This window comes from Wolbachia endosymbiont of Litomosoides sigmodontis, assembly GCF_013365435.1.
In the GTDB taxonomy this organism is placed as follows: domain Bacteria; phylum Pseudomonadota; class Alphaproteobacteria; order Rickettsiales; family Anaplasmataceae; genus Wolbachia.
Map to the genome: position 1 here is coordinate 263,483 of NZ_CP046577.1, position 23,440 is coordinate 286,922.

Annotated in this window: 36 protein-coding genes; 33 read left to right on the forward strand and 3 right to left on the reverse strand. The window is 32.7% G+C overall.

Features of this window, described 5'->3' with window-relative positions; genetic code table 11:
- The first annotated feature begins 9 nt into the window (after positions 1-9).
- The 32 genes from rpsJ (at position 10) to GOY07_RS01250 (ending at position 18,161) form a co-directional block, all read left to right on the forward strand.
- Entirely contained in the window at positions 10-366 is a 357-nt protein-coding gene (rpsJ, locus tag GOY07_RS01095; protein ID WP_175838483.1) for a 30S ribosomal protein S10, read from the forward strand.
- Positions 363-1,088 carry a 50S ribosomal protein L3 gene (gene rplC, locus GOY07_RS01100; protein WP_175837554.1) on the forward strand — a complete coding sequence of 242 codons (726 nt, stop codon included), beginning with the start codon at positions 363-365 and terminating at the stop codon, positions 1,086-1,088. Before rpsJ ends, rplC begins: the two co-directional genes overlap by 4 nt.
- Positions 1,089-1,090: 2 nt before the next feature.
- Positions 1,091-1,705, forward strand: coding sequence for a 50S ribosomal protein L4 (gene rplD / locus GOY07_RS01105; RefSeq protein ID WP_175837556.1), 615 nt, complete (start codon positions 1,091-1,093; stop codon positions 1,703-1,705).
- On the forward strand, positions 1,702-1,989 hold the full coding sequence (locus GOY07_RS01110) for a 50S ribosomal protein L23 (protein ID WP_175837558.1): 288 nt from the start codon (positions 1,702-1,704) through the stop codon (positions 1,987-1,989). Before rplD ends, GOY07_RS01110 begins: the two co-directional genes overlap by 4 nt.
- A gap of 1 nt (position 1,990) precedes the next feature.
- The gene (rplB, locus tag GOY07_RS01115) at positions 1,991-2,815 is read left to right on the forward strand and encodes a 50S ribosomal protein L2 (protein ID WP_175837559.1); all 825 of its coding nucleotides are present in this window, start codon (positions 1,991-1,993) and stop codon (positions 2,813-2,815) included.
- A gap of 3 nt (positions 2,816-2,818) precedes the next feature.
- Positions 2,819-3,103, forward strand: coding sequence for a 30S ribosomal protein S19 (gene rpsS, locus GOY07_RS01120; RefSeq protein ID WP_175837561.1), 285 nt, complete (start codon positions 2,819-2,821; stop codon positions 3,101-3,103).
- Between the two features lie 5 nt (positions 3,104-3,108).
- Positions 3,109-3,459, forward strand: coding sequence for a 50S ribosomal protein L22 (rplV, locus tag GOY07_RS01125; protein WP_175837563.1), 351 nt, complete (start codon positions 3,109-3,111; stop codon positions 3,457-3,459).
- 37 nt (positions 3,460-3,496) lie between these two features.
- Positions 3,497-4,117: a 30S ribosomal protein S3 gene (gene rpsC / locus GOY07_RS01130; RefSeq protein ID WP_175837565.1), complete on the forward strand. Its 621-nt coding sequence runs from the start codon at positions 3,497-3,499 to the stop codon at positions 4,115-4,117.
- An 11-nt stretch (positions 4,118-4,128) separates the two neighbouring features.
- The gene (gene rplP, locus GOY07_RS01135; RefSeq protein WP_175837567.1) at positions 4,129-4,542 is read left to right on the forward strand and encodes a 50S ribosomal protein L16; all 414 of its coding nucleotides are present in this window, start codon (positions 4,129-4,131) and stop codon (positions 4,540-4,542) included.
- A 12-nt stretch (positions 4,543-4,554) separates the two neighbouring features.
- Entirely contained in the window at positions 4,555-4,758 is a 204-nt protein-coding gene (gene rpmC, locus GOY07_RS01140; RefSeq protein WP_175837568.1) for a 50S ribosomal protein L29, read from the forward strand.
- A complete protein-coding gene (gene rpsQ / locus GOY07_RS01145; protein WP_175837570.1) occupies positions 4,751-4,984 on the forward strand; it encodes a 30S ribosomal protein S17 in 234 nt (77 codons plus the stop codon). The genes rpmC and rpsQ overlap by 8 nt, the downstream gene beginning before the upstream one ends.
- 9 nt (positions 4,985-4,993) lie before the next feature.
- Entirely contained in the window at positions 4,994-5,353 is a 360-nt protein-coding gene (gene rplN / locus GOY07_RS01150) for a 50S ribosomal protein L14 (RefSeq protein ID WP_175837572.1), read from the forward strand.
- Positions 5,353-5,670, forward strand: a complete 318-nt coding sequence (gene rplX, locus GOY07_RS01155) for a 50S ribosomal protein L24 (protein WP_175837574.1) — start codon at positions 5,353-5,355, stop codon at positions 5,668-5,670. Before rplN ends, rplX begins: the two co-directional genes overlap by 1 nt.
- A 6-nt stretch (positions 5,671-5,676) precedes the next feature.
- Positions 5,677-6,210 (forward strand): 50S ribosomal protein L5, encoded by a 534-nt coding sequence (rplE, locus tag GOY07_RS01160; protein ID WP_175837576.1) that lies wholly within the window; start codon positions 5,677-5,679, stop codon positions 6,208-6,210.
- A gap of 17 nt (positions 6,211-6,227) precedes the next feature.
- Positions 6,228-6,536 carry a 30S ribosomal protein S14 gene (gene rpsN, locus GOY07_RS01165; protein WP_175837578.1) on the forward strand — a complete coding sequence of 103 codons (309 nt, stop codon included), beginning with the start codon at positions 6,228-6,230 and terminating at the stop codon, positions 6,534-6,536.
- Positions 6,537-6,557: 21 nt separating this feature from the next.
- Positions 6,558-6,953 (forward strand): 30S ribosomal protein S8, encoded by a 396-nt coding sequence (gene rpsH / locus GOY07_RS01170; protein ID WP_175837580.1) that lies wholly within the window; start codon positions 6,558-6,560, stop codon positions 6,951-6,953.
- A gap of 16 nt (positions 6,954-6,969) precedes the next feature.
- Positions 6,970-7,515, forward strand: coding sequence for a 50S ribosomal protein L6 (gene rplF / locus GOY07_RS01175; protein WP_175837582.1), 546 nt, complete (start codon positions 6,970-6,972; stop codon positions 7,513-7,515).
- Positions 7,516-7,520: 5 nt separating this feature from the next.
- Positions 7,521-7,892: a 50S ribosomal protein L18 gene (gene rplR / locus GOY07_RS01180; protein ID WP_175837583.1), complete on the forward strand. Its 372-nt coding sequence runs from the start codon at positions 7,521-7,523 to the stop codon at positions 7,890-7,892.
- A gap of 12 nt (positions 7,893-7,904) precedes the next feature.
- Positions 7,905-8,417, forward strand: a complete 513-nt coding sequence (gene rpsE, locus GOY07_RS01185) for a 30S ribosomal protein S5 (protein WP_175837585.1) — start codon at positions 7,905-7,907, stop codon at positions 8,415-8,417.
- A gap of 3 nt (positions 8,418-8,420) precedes the next feature.
- Positions 8,421-8,891: a 50S ribosomal protein L15 gene (rplO, locus tag GOY07_RS01190; protein ID WP_175837587.1), complete on the forward strand. Its 471-nt coding sequence runs from the start codon at positions 8,421-8,423 to the stop codon at positions 8,889-8,891.
- Between the two features lie 3 nt (positions 8,892-8,894).
- Positions 8,895-10,223 carry a preprotein translocase subunit SecY gene (gene secY / locus GOY07_RS01195; protein ID WP_175837589.1) on the forward strand — a complete coding sequence of 443 codons (1,329 nt, stop codon included), beginning with the start codon at positions 8,895-8,897 and terminating at the stop codon, positions 10,221-10,223.
- On the forward strand, positions 10,220-10,870 hold the full coding sequence (locus GOY07_RS01200; RefSeq protein WP_175837591.1) for an adenylate kinase family protein: 651 nt from the start codon (positions 10,220-10,222) through the stop codon (positions 10,868-10,870). The genes secY and GOY07_RS01200 overlap by 4 nt, the downstream gene beginning before the upstream one ends.
- A 58-nt stretch (positions 10,871-10,928) precedes the next feature.
- Positions 10,929-11,297 carry a 30S ribosomal protein S13 gene (rpsM, locus tag GOY07_RS01205; RefSeq protein ID WP_175837593.1) on the forward strand — a complete coding sequence of 123 codons (369 nt, stop codon included), beginning with the start codon at positions 10,929-10,931 and terminating at the stop codon, positions 11,295-11,297.
- Positions 11,298-11,318: 21 nt separating this feature from the next.
- A complete protein-coding gene (gene rpsK / locus GOY07_RS01210) occupies positions 11,319-11,705 on the forward strand; it encodes a 30S ribosomal protein S11 (RefSeq protein ID WP_175837595.1) in 387 nt (128 codons plus the stop codon).
- A 21-nt stretch (positions 11,706-11,726) separates the two neighbouring features.
- On the forward strand, positions 11,727-12,794 hold the full coding sequence (locus tag GOY07_RS01215) for a DNA-directed RNA polymerase subunit alpha (RefSeq protein WP_175837597.1): 1,068 nt from the start codon (positions 11,727-11,729) through the stop codon (positions 12,792-12,794).
- A gap of 7 nt (positions 12,795-12,801) precedes the next feature.
- Complete coding sequence (rplQ, locus tag GOY07_RS01220) at positions 12,802-13,230, forward strand: 50S ribosomal protein L17 (protein WP_175837598.1); 429 nt, start codon at positions 12,802-12,804, stop codon at positions 13,228-13,230.
- A 17-nt stretch (positions 13,231-13,247) separates the two neighbouring features.
- Positions 13,248-13,526 carry a PDDEXK family nuclease gene (locus tag GOY07_RS01225; protein WP_175837600.1) on the forward strand — a complete coding sequence of 93 codons (279 nt, stop codon included), beginning with the start codon at positions 13,248-13,250 and terminating at the stop codon, positions 13,524-13,526.
- Between the two features lie 23 nt (positions 13,527-13,549).
- A complete protein-coding gene (gene atpH / locus GOY07_RS01230; protein ID WP_175837602.1) occupies positions 13,550-14,110 on the forward strand; it encodes an ATP synthase F1 subunit delta in 561 nt (186 codons plus the stop codon).
- Positions 14,107-15,648: a F0F1 ATP synthase subunit alpha gene (gene atpA / locus GOY07_RS01235; protein ID WP_175837604.1), complete on the forward strand. Its 1,542-nt coding sequence runs from the start codon at positions 14,107-14,109 to the stop codon at positions 15,646-15,648. The genes atpH and atpA overlap by 4 nt, the downstream gene beginning before the upstream one ends.
- A gap of 9 nt (positions 15,649-15,657) precedes the next feature.
- Entirely contained in the window at positions 15,658-16,152 is a 495-nt protein-coding gene (gene greA, locus GOY07_RS01240; protein WP_175837606.1) for a transcription elongation factor GreA, read from the forward strand.
- 3 nt (positions 16,153-16,155) lie between these two features.
- Positions 16,156-16,809 carry a 3,4-dihydroxy-2-butanone-4-phosphate synthase gene (ribB, locus tag GOY07_RS01245; RefSeq protein WP_175837608.1) on the forward strand — a complete coding sequence of 218 codons (654 nt, stop codon included), beginning with the start codon at positions 16,156-16,158 and terminating at the stop codon, positions 16,807-16,809.
- A gap of 71 nt (positions 16,810-16,880) precedes the next feature.
- Positions 16,881-18,161: a M48 family metalloprotease gene (locus GOY07_RS01250; RefSeq protein WP_175837610.1), complete on the forward strand. Its 1,281-nt coding sequence runs from the start codon at positions 16,881-16,883 to the stop codon at positions 18,159-18,161.
- Positions 18,162-18,186: 25 nt separating this feature from the next.
- On the opposite strand, the gene GOY07_RS01255 is transcribed toward GOY07_RS01250, so the two are convergent.
- The gene (locus tag GOY07_RS01255) at positions 18,187-18,528 is read right to left on the reverse strand and encodes a TrbC/VirB2 family protein (RefSeq protein ID WP_175837612.1); all 342 of its coding nucleotides are present in this window, start codon (positions 18,526-18,528) and stop codon (positions 18,187-18,189) included.
- A gap of 101 nt (positions 18,529-18,629) precedes the next feature.
- Positions 18,630-19,364, reverse strand: a complete 735-nt coding sequence (fabG, locus tag GOY07_RS01260) for a 3-oxoacyl-[acyl-carrier-protein] reductase (protein WP_175837614.1) — start codon at positions 19,362-19,364, stop codon at positions 18,630-18,632.
- A gap of 183 nt (positions 19,365-19,547) precedes the next feature.
- Here fabG and GOY07_RS01265 point away from each other — a divergent pair, with 183 nt between their 5' ends.
- Positions 19,548-21,068, forward strand: a complete 1,521-nt coding sequence (locus GOY07_RS01265) for an HlyD family type I secretion periplasmic adaptor subunit (protein WP_175837615.1) — start codon at positions 19,548-19,550, stop codon at positions 21,066-21,068.
- Positions 21,069-22,251: 1,183 nt separating this feature from the next.
- On the opposite strand, the gene prfB is transcribed toward GOY07_RS01265, so the two are convergent.
- Positions 22,252-23,356 (reverse strand): peptide chain release factor 2 gene (gene prfB, locus GOY07_RS01270; RefSeq protein WP_175837617.1). Its coding sequence is split into 2 segments (ribosomal slippage): positions 22,252-23,280 and positions 23,282-23,356, totalling 1,104 coding nucleotides; the frame shifts between segments, so codons are not numbered across the junction.
- Positions 23,357-23,440 lie beyond the last annotated feature (84 nt).

Sequence of the window (23,440 nt, forward strand, 5' to 3'; positions counted from 1 at the left end):
GTGGCTGAAGTGGAGCAAGTTGCATATATTATAAGTAGAGCTTTTGATTGTTTAAAATTAGAGAAGTATGTTAAGGAATTTGTTCATGGATTTAAAGATAAGTTTAAGCATTCTGGTGCAGAGTTGTCAGGTCCAGTGGCGTTGCGAAGAAGGAATTCTAAATTTGATTTTAATAGATCTCCTCATGTTGATAAAAAATCTCGTGAGCAATTTGAACAGAGAACTTCTGGGCGGCTAATTGTTTTACATGGTCTTACCCCTGCTATGATGCAGATGCTTGGAGATTCATCTTTCTTTCCTCCTCCTCCTCCTGGAGTAGAAATTTATTTAAAGATTAAGAAAATCAAGTTTAAAAAAGAGAAATGAAGAGAATAAATTTGCTAAGAAGAATTGGTTTGTTAATGACGAATATCGGTCATACTGCTATATATTCTAATAGTGGTCGTGTAGCTGTGACTTTACTGCATCTCAGTGAAACTTATATTGTTGATGTAAAAAGGCAAGATAAGTGTGGCTATAATTCGGTTATTTTGGGTGCTGGGGACTTTAAAAATATTGCAAAACCACAATTAGAATATTTAAAGAAAATGGGAATACGTAATAGATGTAAATTGTATGAGAGTAGATTAAGTGATCTTTCTGGGATAGAATGTGGTAAAAGAGTTGGTGTTAATCATTTTGTGGTTGGTCAATATCTTGATATTACGAGTTATTCTATAGGTAAGGGATTTGCTGGTGTAATGAAGCGACATAATTTTTGTGGACTCAGGGCATCTCATGGTGTTTCCATTGCTCATAGATCACAAGGTTCTACTGGTCAATGTCAGGACCCTGGTAGAGTATTTAAAGGAAAGAAAATGGCCGGTCATTTAGGTGATAAAAGAGTGACTGTGCAGAATATGAGAATATTATCTATTGATCATGAAAATAGTATAATTGTTGTAAAGGGCAATAATGTTCCTGGATTCAGAAATTCTTATATTTTTGTTAGAGATGCAATTAAAAAGCCTTTACATAAAAATGTTCCTTTCCCGGTAGGTCTGCTATTAAATGCAAGTGATAATAATGTTAGTACTTTGGTAAGTTAGTTATGGAGCATAAATTAGTGAATTTATCTAATAATGATGTAGGTACTATCCAGCTTAATCCTTTAATATTTTCTGTTAAGCAAAAATTGAGTATTTTGCATGATATAGTTAAATGGCAATTAGCAAAGAGAAGGGCTGGTACTCATAAAGCAAAAGGCATTAGTGATGTTTCTGGTACAACAGCCAAGCCTTATAGTCAAAAACGTACTGGTAGGGCAAGACAAGGAAGCTTGCGATCTCCTCAGTTTAGAGGTGGTGGAGTTATTTTCGGTCCTGTTGTTAGGAATCATGCTTATTCTCTTAATAAAAAAGTACGTAAATTTGGTTTAAAAGTTGCTTTATCTTTTAAATATTTAAATAATCAAATAGTTATTCTTGATAGTTTAAGTATTGATGTAAGGAAAACGTCTGAAGTGTGTCAATATATTCAAAATTTTAAATTTTCTTCCTTTTTAATAGTTGGCGATTATGGAGATAATTTGCTACGTGCTGTTAAAAATCTGCACTATGTAAACTTGATCAAGCCTATCGGGTTGAATGTTTTTGATATATTAAATCATGAATGCATAATGTTAACAAATGATGCTTTAAGGTATCTTGAAGGTAGATTATTATGATTAAATATGATAATATAATAAAGTGTCCTATAATTACAGAAAAGGCTTCCTTTTTAAGGGAGAAATTTAATAAATATTCTTTATATGTTTTTTTGAATGTGAATAAATTTAAAATAAAATTAACAATAGAATCTCTATTTAATGTTAAAGTTTCTTCTATAAACGTTATTAGAGTTAAGCCTAAGTATAGGCGCTTTAGGGGTGTAATTGGTTATGAAAAACAAAAAAAGAAAGTATATTTTTCCTTGATGAATGGTCAAAAGTTGGATATAATGAGTGTTTAATATGGGTATAAAATTTCTTAATCCTATCACTCCATCATCTCGTGGAACTGTATTAATAAGCAAGGTAGGTTTATCAAAAAGCAAGCCAGAAAAGTCCCTTGTGTTTGGTAAGAAATCTAGTGGTGGAAGGAATAATAATGGTAGGATAACAACTTGTCATAAGGGTGGTGGTCATAAAAAGAAGTATAGGATTATAGATTTCAAACGCAATAGAAGTGATCAGGGTGTAATTGAAAGGATAGAGTATGATCCAAATAGAAGTGGATTTTTAGCATTGGTGTCGTATAAAAATGATGATATCAAGTCTTACATATTAGCTCCACAAGACGTAAAGCCTGGTGATGTTGTGATATCAGGAAATGATGTTGATATATTGCCAGGTAATTGTTTACCATTGAGGTATATACCTGTTGGTTCTTTTGTTCATGGTATTGAGCTAAAGCCAGGTAACGGTGCTGTGATTGCTCGAGCTGCTGGTTGTTATGCGCAAATTGTTGGTCGTGATGGTAATTATGTTTTATTGCGGTTAAGGTCTGGTCAAATTAGGCTAATTTTATCTTCTTGTAAAGCTACTATTGGTGTAGTATCTAATCCTGATCGTAAAAATAGAAAATTAGGTAAAGCTGGAAGGAGTAGGTGGCTGGGGATTAGACCTACTGTTCGTGGAGTTGCTATGAATCCTGTAGATCATCCTCACGGTGGCGGAGAAGGAAAGACTTCTGGTGGGCGCCATCCTGTTACTCCTTGGGGTATTGCAACAAAAGGAAAAAAAACTCGGAAGAAAAATAAGTTTAGTGATAAGTATATAAAGAAATTGAAAGGTTAGTTTATGAGTAGATCTGCATGGAAACCACCTTTTTGTCATCCTTCTGTGCTAAGGTTGGTAAACAGAGCTTTAAAGCAAGGCTCTATTAATAAGGTAATAAAAATTCATTCTAGGGCTTCTGTAATTCTCCCTAATTGTTTGGGTTTAAAATTTGCTGTTTATAATGGTAAGGATTACATCCCTGTCAGTATTAATGATCAGAATATGATAGGCCATAAGTTTGGTGAGTTTTCACCTACTCGTAAATTTGCTGGGCATAGTGGTGATAAAAAGGCGACAAGAAGATAATTGATATGAAGAGCATGGATGTAATAATTAAAGCTAGTTCTAGAATTTTAAAATCTACTCCTCGCAAATTAAATTTGGTTGCTGATTTAGTGCGTAGTAAAAAAGTTTCTTTTGCTGCTGTGCAATTAAGATTTTGTGAAAAAAAGGCTGCTGGCCTTATAGGAAAGGTATTAAATTCTGCAATTGCCAATGCTCAATATAATTATGGATTGGATATTGATAATTTGTATATAAAAGAGATTTTAATAGGTAAGTCATTTACTTTACGTAGAGTATATCCAAAAGCTATGGGTAGAGCTAGTAGAGTTAGTAAGCATTATAGTAATATAACTATAAAATTAGGGCAAATAGTATGATTTGTAAGAGTAAAAATTAGTAAAGAAAGTGTAAAATATGGGGCAAAAGGTTAATCCTATAGGATTCAGGTTAAAAATAAATGCTAATACCTGGGATTCTATTTGGTATGCTGGTAAAGATTACAGGGAGAAATTGCATCAGGACTTATCTATTCGCAGTTACATAAATGAGTCTTTTAAACATGCCGGTCTTTCTAAAATAATTATAGAGCGCAAAGTTGATTTGGTGTCTGTAACGATACATTCTTCTAGACCTGGGGTAGTCATAGGTAAAAAAGGCTTGGATATTGAAAAGGTGAAACAAAAAATAGCTGAAAGAGTGAAAAACAGTGTGGAAGTGAATGTAATGGGGGTTAAAAGGCCTGAGATAGATGCAGCTTTGATATCAAATAGCATTGCACAGCAGTTAGAAAAAAGGGTTTCATTTAGAAGGGCAATGAAAAAGGCTATTCAAAGTTGTTTAAGAATGGGAGGTGGTGGCATTAAAGTAGGTTGTTCTGGGCGTCTTGGTGGAGCTGAGATAGCTCGTACTGAATGGTATAAAGAAGGTCGTTTGCCATTGCATACTTTGCGTGCTAATATAGATTATGCTTTTTGTGAAGCGAAGACTATATATGGTATTATAGGAGTTAAGGTTTGGGTTTATATTGTTAATTAAGGTGTATTAAAATGTTTGTACCCAAGAAGAGTAAATATAGAAAGGTGTTTAAAGGACGGATTAAGGGTAATACAAAAGGTGGTAACACACTTTCTTTTGGAAATTATGGCTTAAAAACTATAGAAGCAGGTAGAGTTCAGTCTAAGCATATTGAGACTGTAAGGCGTGTGATATCTAGAACATTGAAACGTTCTGGCAAAATATGGGTGAGAATTTTTCCTGATATCCCTGTTAGTAAAAAGCCAACAGATGTGCGAATGGGTAAGGGAAAGGGTAATGTTGAATTTTGGGTATTTAAAGCTAAGCCTGGTAGGGTATTATTTGAGATTAGTAATGATGTCCCCATGCATTTAGCAAAGTTGGCGCTTGAGAAGGCAATAGCTAAGCTTCCTGTAAAATGTAAATTTATATCTAATTATAGTTAAGTGGGGTTTATAGTGGATATAGCTGATATTAGATCAAAATCCTCACAAGAATTACATGAAATTCTTGTGAATTTGAGAAAGGAGTTTGTTAATTTGATTTTTCAAAAAAAGTTAGGGCAGTGTAATAATATTTCTCGTTTTAGCTTGATAAGGAAGAGTATAGCTCGTATTTTAACTGTGTTAAATGAAAGAAGGATAGAGGAAAAGAATGCCTAAGAAGGTTTTTTGTGGTGTTATAACTAAAGCTGAGTGTAATAAAACTGTGAAGGTTTCAGTATTACGTGTGTATAAAAATAAACTGTACAGGAAAGTTATAAAAAGGTATAAGAAGTACACAGCGCATGATGAAAATAATAGCTGCAAACAAGGGGATAAGGTTTTTATACAAGAGCATAGGCCAATTTCTGCTACTAAAAAATGGATTATTATTCGAGTGGAATAAGTTATTTATATGATTCAAAAGAATACATTATTAGAAGTAGCTGATAATTCTGGTGCGCGTGAAGTCATCTGCGTTGGTTTATTAGGTGGTAGAAAATCTGCATCTATAGGTAATACAATTATTGTATCTACTAGGTCAGTTAACCCAAAGGGGAAAGTTGAAAAGGGGAAAGTGTATAGGGCGGTTATTGTTAGGGTAAAGAATCGTATTAGAAAATCTGATAATTCTGTAATCTGTTTTTCTAGTAATGCTGTAGTTTTGGTTAATGATCAAGGTGAACCACTTGGTACTCGAGTATTTGGCCCGATAAAGAAGTTACCTTCTGGTTTTTTTATGAAGATAATGTCATTAGCTGTTGAGGTTTTGTAGTGAGTGCAAAAATAAGAAGTGGTGATGACGTTATAGTTTTAACTGGTAGAGATAGAGGTAAAATTGGTAAAGTAATCAAAATTGTAACATGTAGTGCTAAAAAAAAGGCAGTTATTTCTGGAGTAAATCTGTGCAAGAAACATGCTAAGCCAAAAGCTGGTGGTAGTGGTAGTATAGTAAATAAAGAATTGGCTATTGATATATCTAACATTGCAATATTGGACCCTAAATATAAAGCTCCAACCAGAGTGGGATTTAAGATTATAGATGGTAAAAAGGTACGTTTTGCAAAAGTTTCTGGGGAAGTAATAGACTAGGTTAGTATGTTTAAAGAATTGTACAGAGATAGTGTAGTAAAATCCTTAAAGAATAAATTCAGCTATGACAATATAATGCAAGTGCCTAAGCTTGTCAAGGTGTGTATTAATATGGGTATTGGAGATGCTGCTACAGATAGTAAAGCAATAAATGAACCACTTGATGATTTATATTTAATTGCAGGGCAAAAACCTGTATCAACGTTTGCGAAGAAGTCTATTTCTGGTTTCAAGATAAGGAAAGGTGCCATAGTAGGTTGTAAAGTAACTTTACGTAGAGATAAAATGTATGAATTTTTGGAAAGGTTAATATATGTTGCTTTACCGAGAGAAAAAGATTTTAGAGGATTTAGTGTGAACCAATTTGATGGTAATGGTAATTTATCTTTTGGTATAAAGGAGCATATCTCATTTTTGGAAATAGATTATAATAAAATAAGTAAAATTAGAGGTATGGACATCAATATTGTAACAAGTGCGGCTAGTGATAAGGAAGCAAAGGAATTATTGCTAGCTTTTAAATTTCCCTTTTTTGATTAATTTAAGAGAAGAAGTATATGGCAAAAAAATCTGTGATACAGAGAAATCTTCGTAGGATAAAATTATGTGATCAATATAGAGGAAAAAGAGAAAGATTGAAGTCTATAATAAATAATAAGAATATGACTATTAGCGAGAGATTTGCAGCTCAAAATAAGTTAATTAAAGAATTACCTAGGGATTCTTCTAAGATTAGAATTAGAAATAGATGTGCTTTAACTGGAAGACCAAGAGGGGTGTATAGAAAATTTGGTTTATGTAGAATTGTTTTACGTGATTTGTGTTCTTTTGGAAAAATTCCAGGAGTTACAAAGTCTAGTTGGTAGATATAATATAGGGAGTGTATTGTGGCATTATCTGATAGTGTTGGTGATTTTTTAACAAGGATACGTAATGCTCAATTGGCGATGCATAAGACGACAAGAGTTTTATTTTCTAAGGTGAATTTTTCTATATTGAAGATATTAAAGGATGAGGGGTATATTCTTGATTACCAGAAAGAGGTTGTAGGTGATTTATCATCTTTTATTGTAAAATTGAAGTATTATGAAAGATCACCTGTAATTAGTGATATAGTTAGAATATCGAAGCCTGGGTGTCGTTGTTATTCTAAATATAAGGATATTTCTAAAGCGTATAATGGGCTTGGTATTTTTATTATATCTACGTCCAAAGGGGTAATGACTGATTATGATGCACATAAGTTAAAGGTTGGTGGAGAGATTTTGTGTCGTGTGTTTTAAGTAATAGGAGAAATTTATGTCTCGTATAGGTGCTGCACCTATTAATATTCCTGCTGGTGTTTTAGTTGAATGTAATGATGGCAAGATATTAATAAAAAGTGCTAAAGCAGAAAAAGAACTTAAGCTGTGTAGTGATATTGTGTGTCAGGTTATTGGTAATCAGTTGATATTTTCTATTGATCAAAGCAAAGATAGTTACGGTGGAATAAAATCTATATGGGGTACGTATAGAAGTAATGCTAACAATATTATTAGTGGTATGATTAATGATTTTTCTGTTGATCTTGAGATTAATGGTGTTGGATATAAAGCAGAGTGTGATGGTAAGTATTTGACTTTGTATCTTGGTTATAGCCATAATGTTAAGTATAAAGTGCCTAAAGATATTGAGATTAAGTGTATAAAACCAACTTACTTGGTGATTAGTGGCATGGATAAGCAAAAAGTCCATGCGATAGCATCTGATGTGTGCAAGATTAGAAAATACGATCCTTATAAAGGTAAAGGTATTATAATAAAAGGCAAATTTATGTTGCGTAAAGTTGTGAGTAAAAGGAAGTAATTAAGATGAGAAGGTTATATAATTTTTTAAGTAATCCTGAAAAAAGGAAATTACGTAATAGAAAGAAGCTTAAAGGTGGTATTAAGCGTTTACGTATATCTATATTTAAATCTAATAGGCATTTTTATGCTCAGTTAATTAATGATGAAAAAGGAGTAACTCTAACTTCTGCTTCTACCTTGGACGCTAAAATCAAGGATGTATGTGAGGGGAAGGTCAATACTGGAGCTATAAGGCAAGTTTCTTCTTTAATGATTGAACGTCTATCTAATATGAAATTAGAACAAGAATTGGTATTTGATCGTGGAGCATATAAATATACAGGATTAGTTTCTCAATTTGCTGAAGCTTTACGAAGCTCTGGATTTAAATTTTAGAAGGTTTTTAATATGGCTGTAAAGAATTTGCAAAATAATAATGATTGGTCAGAGCTTTTAGTTTCGATGAGGAGAGTAACGACGGTTACCAAAGGTGGTAGACGTTTCTCATTTTCAATTTTGGTTGTTGTTGGAGATGAGAGGGGTAGAGTGGGGTGTGGAATGGGTAAACATGCGGAGGTTGCTGAAGCAAGAATAAAAGCTGTAAATGCTGCAAAAAAATCTATGGTTAGAGTGTACTTGCGTGAAGGTAGAACTTTGCATCATGATATTAAAGCTAAATTTTGCTCTGGTGAAATGGTTTTAAGAGCAGCTAGAGCTGGAACAGGTATTATTGCTGGAGGGGCGATTAGGTCGGTTTTTGAGGTGTTGGGCATAAAAGATGTAGTAGCTAAATCTACTAGATCGAATAATCCTCATAATGTTATATGTGCAGTGTTTAAAGCTTTTGATAATATATTATCTCCTCGTCAAGTAGCAAGTAAAAGAGGTAAAAAGATTAGCGAGATAGTCGGGAATAGGTAATGTATGGATAATGCTATAAAGTTAAGCTCTATATTTACTAAATTATCGAAAAAAAAGAAGCCTAAGTTACTAGGTAGGGGTATCGGTTGTGGTAAAGGTAAAACATCTGGTAGGGGGCATAAGGGGCAGAAATCTAGAAGCGGTATTTCTATAAATGGGTTTGAAGGTGGACAACAGTCTATATATACACGTTTACCTAAAAGGGGTTTTAACCCTATACATGAAAATGTATGTTCTATAATTAACGTTGGTGATGTTCAGCGCTTAATAGAGGCTGGAAAAATAGAAAAAAGCTCTGTTATAGATAAGGAAATGCTATATAAATTAGGTTTTATAAAGTCTATTAAAGATAAAATCAAACTTCTTAATAAAGGTAAGCTAAACGAGAGATGTGTATTTCATGTTGATTTTGTATCAGAAACTGCAAAAAAATCTGTAACTTCAATTGGTGGTAGTGTGGAAATATTATCATAAGTAATGGGCAGTAAGTCAGCATTTAATAGTTTAGATCCTGCGTTATTATATAAAGGTGATCTATTAAGGCGTATATTTTTTACGCTAATAGCTTTAATTTGCTATCGTTTAGGGACTTATGTACCTATTCCTGGAATTAATCTTGATATAATCAATGATGTATTCCCTAAAGAAGTTACTGGTGTTTTTGGGGTATTTAATCTATTCTCTGGTGGAGCATTAGCTAGGATGACTATTCTAGCGTTAAATGTTATGCCGTATATAGTTGCATCTATAGTTATGCAATTATTATCTTCTGCAGTTAAAGGGATTAATGAAGTTAAAAATGATGGAGAATTAGGACGTCGAAGGATGAATTCTTACATACGTTATATGACCATAGTGTTTTGTATATTTCAATCAGTTACTATTTTAATTGGGTTAGAAAGAATGAATAGGGAAGGAGCATTAGTTGTAATCGAACCTGGTGTTATGTTTCGTATAGTGGGTGTTTTTAGCCTTTTGGGTGGAACAATGTTTCTAATATGGCTTGGTGAGCAAATCAGTGCTAGTGGTATAGGTAATGGTATCTCATTGATTATCTTCACAGGTATAATATCAGAGTTGCATAATGCTTTTTCCTCTCTGCTAACATTAAATAAAAACGGTAATATATCAGTGCCTATTATCCTTTTTATTTTTGGGTTATTTTTTTTACTGCTGCTTTTAATTATTTTTGTAGAATCTTCTTATAGAAAAGTTACTGTTCAATATCCTAAGAGGCAATTTAAAAGATTACATACTGATGATTTTACTTATATCCCATTAAAAATTAATTTATCTGGTGTAATACCAACTATTTTTGCTAATGCAATTTTATTAACACCTATTTCAATAGCAAATTTCTATAAAGGGCATGTTTTTTCTGATTTTATTTTAAATTACTTTATGGCAAACAAAGTAGTTTATATTGTAGCTTACTTAACGCTTATAGTGTTTTTTAACTTTTTCTATACTAATTTCATATTTAATTCAGAAGAAAATGCAGATTTTCTTAAAAAAAATAGTGGTTTTATACCTGGTAGAAGGCCTGGAAAACACACTTCTGATTATCTTCAAGGTATCGTTTTTAGATTAACTTTTATTGGTTCTGCATATTTGGTGGTTATATGTACTGTGCCTGAAGTCATGAGATATTATTATGATGTACCATTTATTTTTGGTGGGACGAGCTTATTGATTATAGTTAATGTTATTACTGATACTATTATGCAAATACAATCCTATATCTTTTCAAGTAGGTATGATAACTGGGTAAAAAAATATAAGTCTAAAACGAAGAAATTAAGATGATTATTACAATTTTTGGTCTTCCTGGCTCTGGTAAAGGTACTCAATCAAGCTTATTAGTAGAAAGGTATAATTTAAAATTAATTTCAGTAGGGGATTTGTTAAGAGGTATTATATCTAGTGGTAGCGAGTTAGGCAAAAAAATAAAAGATACTGTAGAATTTGGTAATTTAGTTCAAGATGGAATTATATGTAAATTATTATGTGATCAGCTTGTATTGATGGATGATAATTTTTTGTTGGATGGTTTCCCAAGAAACCTAAATCAAGCTCATTTTTTAACTCAAATTTTGCGGGAGAGATATAATAAGGATGTGGATGTTGTAATTGAATTGCAGCTTGATGATAAGGTGGCAGTTGATAGATTAATGAATCGTCTTATGTGCTTAGACTGTAAAAGTATATACAGTGTATCTTTTTTCAAAGTTAATGATAACCTTATTTGTATGAAATGTAAAAGTGCAAGGCTAGAAAGGAGAATTGATGATGCAGATTTATCTGCAATTGATAGGAGAATAGGTGAATATCATATGCAAATAAATAGTCTACGTGAATATTATAGAGAAAAATTATTAATGATTGATGCTAGTTTTAATGTTGATCAGGTAAAACAGGAGATTGAAAGTAAAATTTCTTGCAATTTAGTTTGACTCTGAGTTACTTTATGATATAAATTAAGAATTATTTTTAATAAAATACGGAGTATCAGTGGCACGTATTGCGGGTGTAAATGTTCCAGTCAAGAAATGTGTTCCTTTTGCGTTAACTTACATATACGGTATAGGTATTTCTACTGCAAATATAATTTGCTATACTTGCGAAGTTGATAAGAGCAAACGTGTTTCAGAATTGCAAGATAAAGATATAGAAAAAATTAACAACTTCATTAGACAAAATTGTTCTGTAGAGGGCGAATTAAGAAAAGAAGTGGCTATGAATATAAAGTCTTTAGTAGAGATGGGGTGCTATAGAGGGGTGAGACATAGAAAAGGTTTACCTGTAAGAGGGCAAAGAACTCATACCAATGCTAAAACTCGTAAAGGTAGATCTCGTTTACCTATTGCTGGAAAAAAATGAAATTTATTATTGTGAGTTTTAATGAAAAAGGTCAGGACGGTTAGTAAAAGTGTAAAGAAGTTTATTACTGGAGTTGTTCGTATTCGTGCAACTTTTAATAATACTTTCATAAATGTGACTGATATTCAAGGTAATACTCTGTACCAAACCTCTGTAGGTGCACATGGTTTTTCAGGTTCAAGAAAGTCTACACCTTATGCTGCTGGTAAAGCCTCAGAGGCTGCTGCAAAAATTGCGATAGAGAAATTTGGTATGAAGGTTGTTTCTGTAATAATTTGTGGCCCTGGTTTTGGTACTGAGGCTGCAGTTAAGGCACTTCAGAATTGCGGATTAACAGTTACCTCAATTGCAGATAAAACTGCGATTCCTCATAATGGATGTAGGTTAAGAAAAAAAAGAAGGGTATAGAATATTTGAAAGGGTTATTTTATGTATTATGAAAACGGTGTTTCTATTTTTGACAGTTTAGATAAATTGACTAAGCCTAATTCAATGAAAGTAGTATCAAGTGATTCAAGTAAAAAGGGTGATATAGTACTAGAACCATTGGAAAGTGGTTTTGCTTTAACATTAGGTAATGCGTTAAGACGTGTAATGCTGTCTTCTCTTATAGGTAGTGCTGTTTATGGGATAAAAATTGAGGGTATAACTCATGAATTTACTTCAATTCAAGGTGTAAGAGAAGATGTGACTGATATAGTATTGAATATGAGCATGTTAAGGTGTAAGTTAAATGACACTTCTAATAAGTGCCTAAATTTAAGTGTTAAAGGACCTTGTCAGGTATTAGCTGAGATGATAGAAACTGATGATCAGTGCTCTATTGTTAATAAAGATTTGCCAATATGTACACTAGGGCAAAATGTAGAGCTCAACATGACTATATATGTGGCTAGTGGAAAAGGTTACCTTCCTGTAACTAAATATAAGGAAAATGAATTTTTGAAGCTTATGAATGAGCAAGATTTAATTGGTTTTATTCCAGTTAATGCTTTGTATAGTCCTATTAACAAAGTTTCATATAGAGTAGAGAATAGTCGCGTTGGGCAAGTTACTGATAAGGATAAATTGATATTGTCAATTGAAACTGATGGTACAATTTCCCCTAGTCAAGCTGTTGACTCTGCTGCAAAGATATTGCAAGAGCAACTTCAGCCTTTTATTAGTTCTGATGTAAGTTATAAAAAATCTCAAGTTTCTTTACCTAGTGGTTATAAAAATTTGGGTTATGATCCTATCTTATTGCGCAAAGTAGATGAAATGGAGTTATCTGTCAGGTCACATAATTGCTTGAAGAATGAGAATATTACTTATATAGGTGATCTTGTACAAAAGACAGAAAGTGAAATGTTAAGAACTGCTAATTTTGGTAGGAAGTCTTTAAATGAAATTAAGGCAGTTTTGAATAATTTTGGCTTATCTTTAGGTATGGATATACCAGATTGGCCACCTAAAGATATAGATGAGTTAGCTAGGCAACATACTGATGAGGATTAGGTGATATATGAGACATAGGATAAAAAAACGTAAACTATCTCGTCGCACTGAGCATAGGTTATCGATGTTAAAAAATCTATCTATTTCATTAATTGATCATGAGCAGATTATAACTACTTTACCGAAGGCTAAGGAACTTCGTCCATATGTGGAAAAATTCATTACGATTGCTAAGAATAAAAATACTTTACATGGTAGAAGGCTACTACTTTCGCGTCTTCATAATAATAAGTTAGTAGTTGATAAGTTGCTAAATGTTTTAGCTAGCCGTTATCAAGATTGTAGAGGTGGTTATTCTAGAATACTAAAATTTAGTACTCGAAAGGGTGATTGTGCTTCAATGGCAGTAATAGAACTAATTAATAGGGATGTTGCAGCAAAAGGTAAAGTTTATGATAAAAGTAAAGAGGGAAATGAAGAAGCTACGAAAAGTTAATTATTATCATAGTTTTTATGGTGAATAGGTTATACTATTTTATAGGTTATTTTGGTGAGTTGTTAATTTTATTATATTCAAAACTGAAATGTTGTTATGTTATACAACACCGTTGTAAATTTGGTGAAGTTGACTTAATTGTATCTAAAAAAAAAGAGCTGATTTTTATAAAAGTTGAAGTAGGTCTGCTTAAGCGTCAATCTATTGTAAATTCTTTTAAATATTTCTTAAGTAATGACCTTAGTTTTTTAGGTTATTCTATTGGTATGATTTATGTTTCCTTATTTGAAGAGTGAAAGGTTTATATAACTAATTTAGTATGAGAAGGACCCAATACAGTAATTTAGTTTCATCTTATGCTAGAGTACTGTTTTGTGTTTCAGAGAATAAGCTAAGTGTTATAAGAAAAGAAGTGGAATTTTTGTTAGATTTTTTTAAAAGTCAACGTGGTATTTTTATATACTTATCCCATCCTATGATTCCTTTTGCATGCAAAAAAGAAGTTATCCTTTCTATAAAGGAACACTTGAGTGAGAGTTTAGTGAAATTTATTGTAGTTATATTTGCAAATAAGCGTTCTAACTTATTGATCCATGTATTAAAAAAGTTCTTAAATCTTGTAAGAGAAAGTGAGAATGAATTAGAAATTACTATAAGTTCAGCAGAAACTTTAAGCGAATCCAGTATAAAAATAATTACTGAATCTTTGAGCTTTCTTGGTAAAATAGTAAAGGTAGACAGTGTGGTTGACCCTTCTATACTAGGTGGTTTTATAGTTAAGTATGGCTTTAATTTAATTGATGCTTCATTGAAAAGTTATTTAGATAGGTTAGTTGATTTAAGTAAAGTGGAAATATTAAAAACAAGGAATTTTGTATGAAAGACAATATGAATGCCTCTGAGATAGTGAATATAATAAGAGAGAAAGTTGAAGCATTTGATTATCCTGTAAAACGGGAAAATATAGGTGAGGTGATTTCAGTGGCTGATGGTATTGCATTAGTTTATGGACTTGAAAAAGCAAAATTAGGTGAAAAGGTATTTTTTACAAGTGGTGTGGAAGGAATAGTTCTTGATTTAGACCATGATATAGCTGGAATAGTGATTCTTGGTAATGATCGTGATGTGAAAGAAGGGGATATTGTAAAGTGCAGTGGTGATGTTATGAAAGTGCCTGTGGGATATGAATTATTGGGAAGAGTTGTAAATGCATTGGGCTGTCCTATAGACAGAGGTGAAGAAATTAAATCTAAGAATAGAATGGATATAGAATCTAAAGCACCTGGCATTATTGATCGTGAGTCTGTACATGAGCCTCTGCAAACGGGAATTAAAATTATAGACTTGCTGATTCCAATAGGTAGAGGGCAGCGTGAATTAGTTGTTGGTGATAGACAAATCGGTAAAACTACTATTGCGCTTGATACTATTATTAATCAAAAGAAGATTAATGATAAAGTGGATAAAGATCAAAAAGTTTACTGTGTTTATGTTGCTATTGGGCAAAAAATTTCAACTGTGGCAAAGGTAGTAAATAAGCTAGAAGAAAGTGGAGCATTAGAGTATACCACTATAGTTGTAGCTAGTGCATCTGACTGTGCTCCTATGCAATTTTTGGCGCCTTATACTGGTTGCACTATTGGAGAATTTTTCCGTGATAATGGGATGCATTGCTTGGTAGTATATGATGATTTATCTAAGCATGCTGTAGCATATAGGCAAATGTCTTTACTGCTGAGACGTCCTCCTGGTCGTGAAGCTTATCCTGGGGATATATTTTACGTGCATTCTCGTTTACTTGAAAGGGCTGCTAAAATGTCTGGTAAGAAAGGACATGGATCTCTAACTGCTTTGCCAATTATTGAGACTCAAGCTGGTGATGTATCTGCATATGTTCCAACTAACGTGATTTCGATTACCGATGGACAAATCTTCCTTGAGTCTGAATTATTTTATAAAGGATTTCGCCCTGCGGTAAATATAGGTTTATCAGTTTCGCGTGTTGGTTCTGCTGCACAATTGAAATCAGTTAAGGAAGTTGCTGGTTCTATAAAGCTAAGTTTAGCTCAATATAGAGAATTGGAGGATTTTGCAAAATTTGGTTCTGATCTTGATGCTAGTGTTCAATTATCCTTAAATAAGGGTAAATATCTTATTGAGCTATTAAAGCAGAAGCAGCATTTACCTATGCCAGTGGAAGAGCAAGTAGTGCTGATGTATATTTTTTCTAATCTGTATGATCAATTAAGTAAAATACAAATAAGTGATATCAATAAATTCAAATATGACATTATTAATTATTTTCATGTCGCATACCCTGAAGTTTTAAAAAAGTTGTCAGATAGTATGAGCGATGATATAAAAGATGATGTTTTCAATATTGTGAGTAGTTTTATTACTCAATTTAATGGCGTTTAGGTGGTGGTTATGTCTTCATCCATTATTAAGAAGTTTCCTATAACAAGAGAAGGTTTTGAGCATATACAAGCTGAGCTTGAGAAATTAAAGGAAGAAAAACCTTCCATTATACAAGCTGTTTCTGATGCTCGTGATCAAGGTGATTTATCCGAAAATGCGGAGTATCATGCTGCACGGGAAAGGTTAGGTTTTATTGAAGGTCGTATAATGGAATTAGAAAACAAGCTCTCACATGCAGAAATAATAGAGGTAAAAAACTTGTTTGGTGATTCAGTGATGTTTGGTGCAACTGTAACATTGAGTATGTTAAATGATAATAGTACTGAAGTAGAATATATTTATAAAATTGTAGGTGAGTACGAAGCTGATGTTTCAAAACAGTTGATATCTACTAGTTCACCTTTGGGTAGTGCTTTAATCGGCAAAAAAGTTGGTGAATATGTGGAAGTAACAGTGCCAAGTGGAGAGAAATTGTATAAAATAGTTAAGATTGAATTTAAGTAAATTATGGTACAAGCCACGTATGCATCAATCAATCTACCTGGTATTTCTTCTGTGGAAGATGTGTTGGAAGATGCTCGTTTTGGTAAATTATTTATTCTAGTTGATGATGAGAATAGAGAAAATGAGGGTGATCTAATTGTCTTAGCTGAAAAATTAAAACCGGAACATGTGGCTTTTATGGTTAGGTATGGCACTGGTATTGTGTTTCTGGCTATGACAAGGCTTCATATGGGTAGGTTAGGTCTTGAGTTTATGAGAAGAAGTAATGTAGATGAAAAGCTTACCTATCACACTGCGTTCACTACATCGATCGATGCACGTTATGGTGTTACAACTGGTGTTTCTGCTCATGATAGAACGCATACGATACTTACCGCTATTGACGGAAAGAGTACTCATAATGATATTATCACTCCTGGTCATGTTTTTCCTATTATTGCAAATGATAATGGAGTTTTAGCACGTAATGGTCATACTGAGGCAAGTGTTGAAATAGCAAAGTTAATTGGCTGTAATCACGCAGCTGTAGGGTGTGAATTAGTAAATGATGATGGCTCTATGATGCGTCTACCTGAGTTGCTTAAATTTGCTGAACAACATAATATTAAGTTAACTACCATCGATAAACTTATACGCTACGTTAAAGAATTGAGCTAGTGTTTATAAATTTATATAATTTAAGTATTAAAATATAAGATTCCTGCTAAGGATACAAGCACAGAATTCTCATGTTTAAAATTGCTGAATTCTTTACCCTATTGTTGTTCTTTTTTATATATTGCAATAGCGCTTGCTCTGTTAATGTTAGAGACAGTGAAGTGGAGGCAGTGGTGAAAGAATTAGCACACCCCTTATTTTCTGCTGCAGCTATTGATGATAGCCGAATAAAAATTTTTGTAATTGATGATAATTCAATCAATGCTTTTGTAGTTAATAATAATAGTATTTTTATTCACTTGGGGCTTTTGCAATATTCGACTGAACCTTACGTTTTACTAGGCGTATTGGCACATGAGATTGCTCATATATCTTCTGGTCATATATTGCAGATGAATGATACTGTGGGTTGTTTTCAATCGATAGCAATGATTAGTTGTATGATAGGGTTAATTTCTACTATTATCATTAATCCCAAGATTGCTAGCGCAATTTTGCTTAGTGGTGTGGCGCTAAGTTCAAGGTTGTTTTTTAACTATTCTCAAGAGCAAGAGAGTGTAGCAGATAGCTATGCTTTGAAGTACCTTGATGAATCTGGCTATAATAATTCAGGTATGAAAGAGATTTTTGACTACTTTAGAGGTATTGAACATGAAAATACAGAAGAGTACTTTCGTACTCATCCACTTAGTAATAAGCGTATATTTGCTGTACAGAATTATAGGGTTAAGAATGAAGTGAACCCAATTCTTGCAGATAAATTATTAAAATTTAAACATATAGTTGCAAAGCTAGACTCGTTCTTTTCTCCTATCTATCTGTTGTCTAGTAAATATGAAGATAATTCTGAATATGTAAATGCTATAATTTACTACAGGCAAGGAAAGATAAAAGAAGCTATTGCTAAAGTTGATTCACTGATTCAAGAATCAAGCAATGATCCATACTTGTATGAATTAAAAGCAGAAATACTATACAAGACTGGAAATTTGAGTGAAGCAGTAAAAATGTATGAAGAATCACTTAGGTATTTATCTGAGAAAAGCAGTTACTTAGTAAAATTAGCATTATCTCATACTTTGTTATTATATGGTGATATAAAGAAGGCAATTTTTTACCTAGAACAAATTGTAAGCGTAGAACCAAGCAATGCTTTTGTCTGGAAATATTTAGGTGTTGCATATAAGCAAGCTGCTAATGTAGCGATGTATTATTTTGCTTTAACAAAAAAGGCTTATATTGAAGGTAATTTAAAGCAATTTGTAAAGTATGCTGAGTTAGCCGTTAGAAATTTACCAAAGGACAGCCCTTACTTATTGCAAATTGAAGATATGAAATATTCCAATAGATAGCAAAAGCCGCTTTTACTTTTATAAATTATTTTGTTCCACACTTTTCCAACATGACTTTTACGTTATCACTCACATTAGGCATGATATTCATTATGATTGCCTTAGCACCAAAAAATACACCGCAAAACATACCTAAAGCAAAAAGAGCTGGCCAAGGCATTCTACCAAATATTGCAAGCAAAGACGCACCAATTATTACTACTGTCATAAGTGGACCGCCTATTCCCCAAACATACCCAATAATGTTACATATTACTTGAGCAGTTGTATCATCTACACCAGTACCATGGGTAACTGCATAGCCTGAGAAAGAGAAAAGCAATACTACACATAAAATACTAAAAATTTTTTTTATTATAGAGCTCATTTTTTTCCTTCAAATATAAACTAGCATAATAAAGACAATTTTAGTTTACATATATTTATTTTAAAGTAAAATTTATGACTTGTCTATAAATTAAGGTGTTACTACATAAACAAACCACCATTAATATTAAGTACATGCCCTGTGATGTATTTTGCCTCATCACTTGCTAAAAACAGGACTCCTGCTGCTATCTCTTCTCCTGTTCCCATTCTTTTCATTGGAATATTATCTAGTATCTTTCTCTTTTGTTCTTCGGTTAAAACTTTAGTCATTTTAGTGATTATGAATCCAGGGGCAATGCAATTTACTGTTATATTACGGCTTGCAACTTCTTTTGCTATAGATTTACTCATAGCTATGATGCCAGCCTTAGACGCTGCATAATTTGCTTGTCCAGCATTTCCTGTCAATCCTATTATTGAAGAAATATTTATAATTCTTCCCCTGTTATTTTTAGTTAGTTTCTTACATGCTTCCCTATTGAGCTTAAATGTAGAATTCAAATTAATATCAATCACTTTTTGCCATGCTTCGTCTGTCATTCTTAACAATAAACTATCTTGTGTAATGCCTGCATTGCATATTAATCCATCAAAACCTCCCATCAACTCGTTTGCTCTATTTATTAACTGATTTACTTCTCCAGCATTTAATAAATTACAAAGAAGTATATGAATATTTTCTTTATATAGTTTAGCAACTTCTTCTAGGGCTTCTTTTTTTGAACCAGAAATACATAGAATTGCTCCAGCTTTATGCATGGTTTTTACAATTTCCTGTCCTATTCCGCCTGATGCGCCGGTAATTAGGAATTTTCTGCTTTCTAGTTTAAACATGGTAATTTTATTTTCCTGACTACTAACAAAATATTGACTGATTGGCAATATGTCTCTGTATAAATTGAATAGCACTTGGATATTTATAAAAGCTTAAGTTGATTAAAATACAGCAGAAATTACCACTAAATGGCTTCTTTGTTTTTAGTATTATTTTACATTAACATAGATTTGCAGTGGTATATGGTAAGTAAGTTGAAAAAACTTAGTGCTAGATTTTCTTTGACAGGTTTATTTGGGCATAGTGATAATGTAAACATGCAAAGGACAAAAAATAAAAAGAAGAAGTACCCAAAACTTTTAGATAAAACGTTTGCATTGATTGATGCAATGGTTAATTTTATTTTAAAGTGTGAGGGTAATAACATGAATGAGGTTCTAAGAGTAACATGGGGACCACTATTTTTTGGGTTGATAGTGATACTCATCTTTTTTGGAATAGGTGGTATTTGGTCGGCTGTAGCTCCAATTGATGGGGCAGTACATGCAAGTGGGGAGGTGATTGTATCTTCAAATAGGAAGGTAGTTCAACACTTGGGCGAGGGAATAATAAGCAAAATCTTAGTCAAAGAGGGCCAAGCAGTTAAAAAAGATGAGCCTTTAGTTTTGTTGAATGATATTAATGAGAAGGCAAATTTAAGCATAATTAAAGAAAAACTCTTATCACTTTTGGCAACTGAAACAAGACTTATTGCAATTAGGGAAGGTTTTTATGCAGTTGAATTTCCTGATGAAGTTAAAAGATTATCTGACGATGAACTTGTGAATAAGGTGATAAAAAATCAGGTAGAATTGTTTAATTCTCAGCGCAAGAGTATATTAGGGAAAACTGACGTACTACAACAACGTATAAAGCAATTGCATGATAAGTTGGTTGGCCTAAATTCTCAATTGGATGCAGCACTCAAGCAATATGATTTAATAACTGAAGAACTGAAAACAAAAAGGAAGCTCCTTATCGGTGGTCACATAGGGAAACCGCACATTTTTGCTTTAGAGAAACAGTTTGCTGAAATTGAAGGTAAAGTCGGTCATTACCGTGCTGCAATATCTCAAATGCAGCAAAAAGTTAAGGAAAATGAATTAGAAATTATAAACGTAAAAAATGATTTTCAAGAAAGAGCAAATATTGAACTTAAGGAGATTGGCACATCTATTGCTGATTTGAAAGAAAGGCTAATGATTGCAGAGGATGCGTTGGCGCGTACAGTAATTAGATCGCCTCAAGATGGAATAGTCACAGATATAAGGTATCATACAGAAGGCGGTGTAATACAATCTGGTGTTCCGATTATGAGTGTAATACCATTGAATGACGACTTAATAATAAATGCCAAAATCCAGACTAGAAATATAGAGGAGATACTTTCGGCACAAAAAAAAGATAGCAATATAGTCTCTATTGACGGTTTAGAAGGGCTGAAGGTTAAGGTTAGGTTAAGCGCTTACAGTGCACGTCATTTAAGCTTAATTAATGGTATAGTAAGCCATATTTCTCCTGATGCTCTCGGCGATCCGAGATTAGGGCGTTATTATTTAGTACGTGTAGTGATACCAAAGTCAGAACTTGCCCAGTTTAAAAGTGTGTATCTATATCCTGGTATGCCAGCGGAAGTGTATATAGTTACTCAATCCCGTACTCTCTTATCGTTCTTATTCACGCCTATAATTGCAACCTTCGATAGGTCTTTTATAGAAAGGTAGCTACTTTGTTAAAGTTATGCTAATTTCTACTGTACAAGGAACAGATAGACAATAATGGGAAAGAAGCTATACTGAAGTAAGTAAAATAGAGAGGTTTAGATGGCGTTGAAATCTGGATGAAAAAGTCGTGGAATCAGCAAAGGAAATGCTAAAGGAAGTGTGTGATGACGTGTATGTTGTGTGTTAAGAGCAGCATTAACTGCATGAATAAATCACCTAAAATTTGGAAGAGGAAAAAATTATTTACTCCTCCCGCCCGATATCGTAAAAAACTAGATTTAAATCAGAGTAGATTTAAACAAGGTGAAGTATGTACATAAAAAAACTGGTGTTACCATTAAAGAAATGAAAGTAAGAATGAATCCAGAAAAAATAATAAAATTTTTGTATATTATGTCAAGACTGATTCTCAATGAACAAGATAAAAGTAAGAATGGTTAGAAAAAACTTAATGAGCCTATTGGCAAGTGCCCTAAAAACAAGAATTGTTTTTCTTTGGTAAATCGCGGTTTAGTACGCATTCTAAGGTTGAACATGGGTGATTTAAAAGTGTGTTAGAACATAGGTTAAAGTAAAATTAGGTAGACAAAAATTTTTGTTTCTACAATGCAATTAATTTTAAAAATATGAAGAGAGTTCTAGCTTATTTACGACGAATGTTAACACTGATTATATGAATATATTTCTTCAATAAATGTTGCATATATTTAAGAATATGAGAAGGCTTTTTTGTCATGGATTATATTAATTAGTATAAATCAAGAAATTTAAAGGTACCTAAGAATATCGAGGTTATATAATATAATTGCCTTGTTTTAGGGTGCTCTATGCAAATTTATTATCTTCATTTCTCACTCAGTAATTAAATAACTCTGCAATATCACTTACTTAACTCACTAATAATGAGAATTATTATCACTCTTCTCGTTGGTCGTAATCTCTGTAAATTAGTATATTATACCACTTAAACGCTTTTAAGCGCGTTTCAGATTATATAGATAAAAATTTAGAAGTATTATGAAGACATAAAGTGTACATAGTGCAAAAAAATTCAACGTCGTTTAATCTGTGCAGACTGAAGATAATTGAATATCTTAGGCTTAGGGGGCGAGCTAAGGATTGTTAAGTAATGTTCTGTTTCTTATAGGTAAAAAAAGCTAGCCTTTTACATCTAGATAAATTCCTAATTTTTATTAGTGAGCACACTAATTATAAAACAATCTATATTGCCATCAAGGATGGAATTTATGTTACCTACTTCATATCCTGTTCTTAAATCCTTTACCATTTGATACGGGTGCATAACGTATGACCTTATTTGATTGCCCCAGCCTATGTCACATTTTTTGCCGTACTCTTCAGACATTTTCTGCTCTTTTTTCTTCAGTTCAATTTGGTATAAACGCCCTTTAAGTAATTTTAGTGCCTCATTTTTATTCTGGTGCTGAGAACGACTGTTTTGGCATTGAACTATAATACCTGTTGGAATATGTGTAATGCGCACCGCACTTTCAGTTTTGTTTACGTGTTGGCCACCAGCTCCAGAAGCACGGTAGGTGTCGATCTTTAGATCTTCCTCATCCGCAGCAATATCAATTAAATTTTCTATTGCTGGAGTTATTCCTATGCTTGCAAAACTGGTATGACGTTTACTGTTTACATCAAATGGTGATATTCTAACAAGTCTGTGAATGCCGCTTTCGCTTTTTGCCCATCCATATGCCTTGTCTCCAACGATTTTTATCGTTGCAGATTTTATACCAGTTGAATCTCCCTCTAATTTTTCTACAACTTCAACTTTAAAATTGTGGTAAATCTCTGCCCATCTTATATACATGCGCATTAACATTTCAGCCCAATCATTGCTCTCTGTTCCACCAGCTCCTGAGTGAATTTCTAAGAAGCAATCATTATTATCTGCTTCATCAGTAAATAAGAACTCTGTTTCTTTACGCTTAATTAATTTTTCTAGTGCTACTAATTCATTTTCAACTTCAGAAAAAAAATCTTTATCATTTTCATCAATAGCGAATTTCATTAAACTAATGGCATTATTATAATCGTTTTCTAGCTTTGAAAATGACTCTAGGTCATTCTTAATTTTAGAACGTTCTTTTAAAACCTCTTGTGCCTTTTGATGGGCTTGCCATAGATTACCGTCTGCAACCTGAGATTCGAGCTCTTCGAGGCGCGACTTCAACTTTTCTATGTCAAAGACACCTCCTGATAACAGAGATACTTTTATCTAAGTTCTGAAAATACTCAAGGATCTCTAAATAAGTTTTCATTATGCTTTAGATTTTAATATATTTATTATCAACAGCAATAACAGTACACAAAATAGAAATTTAACCATATAATAGTTAATTTAA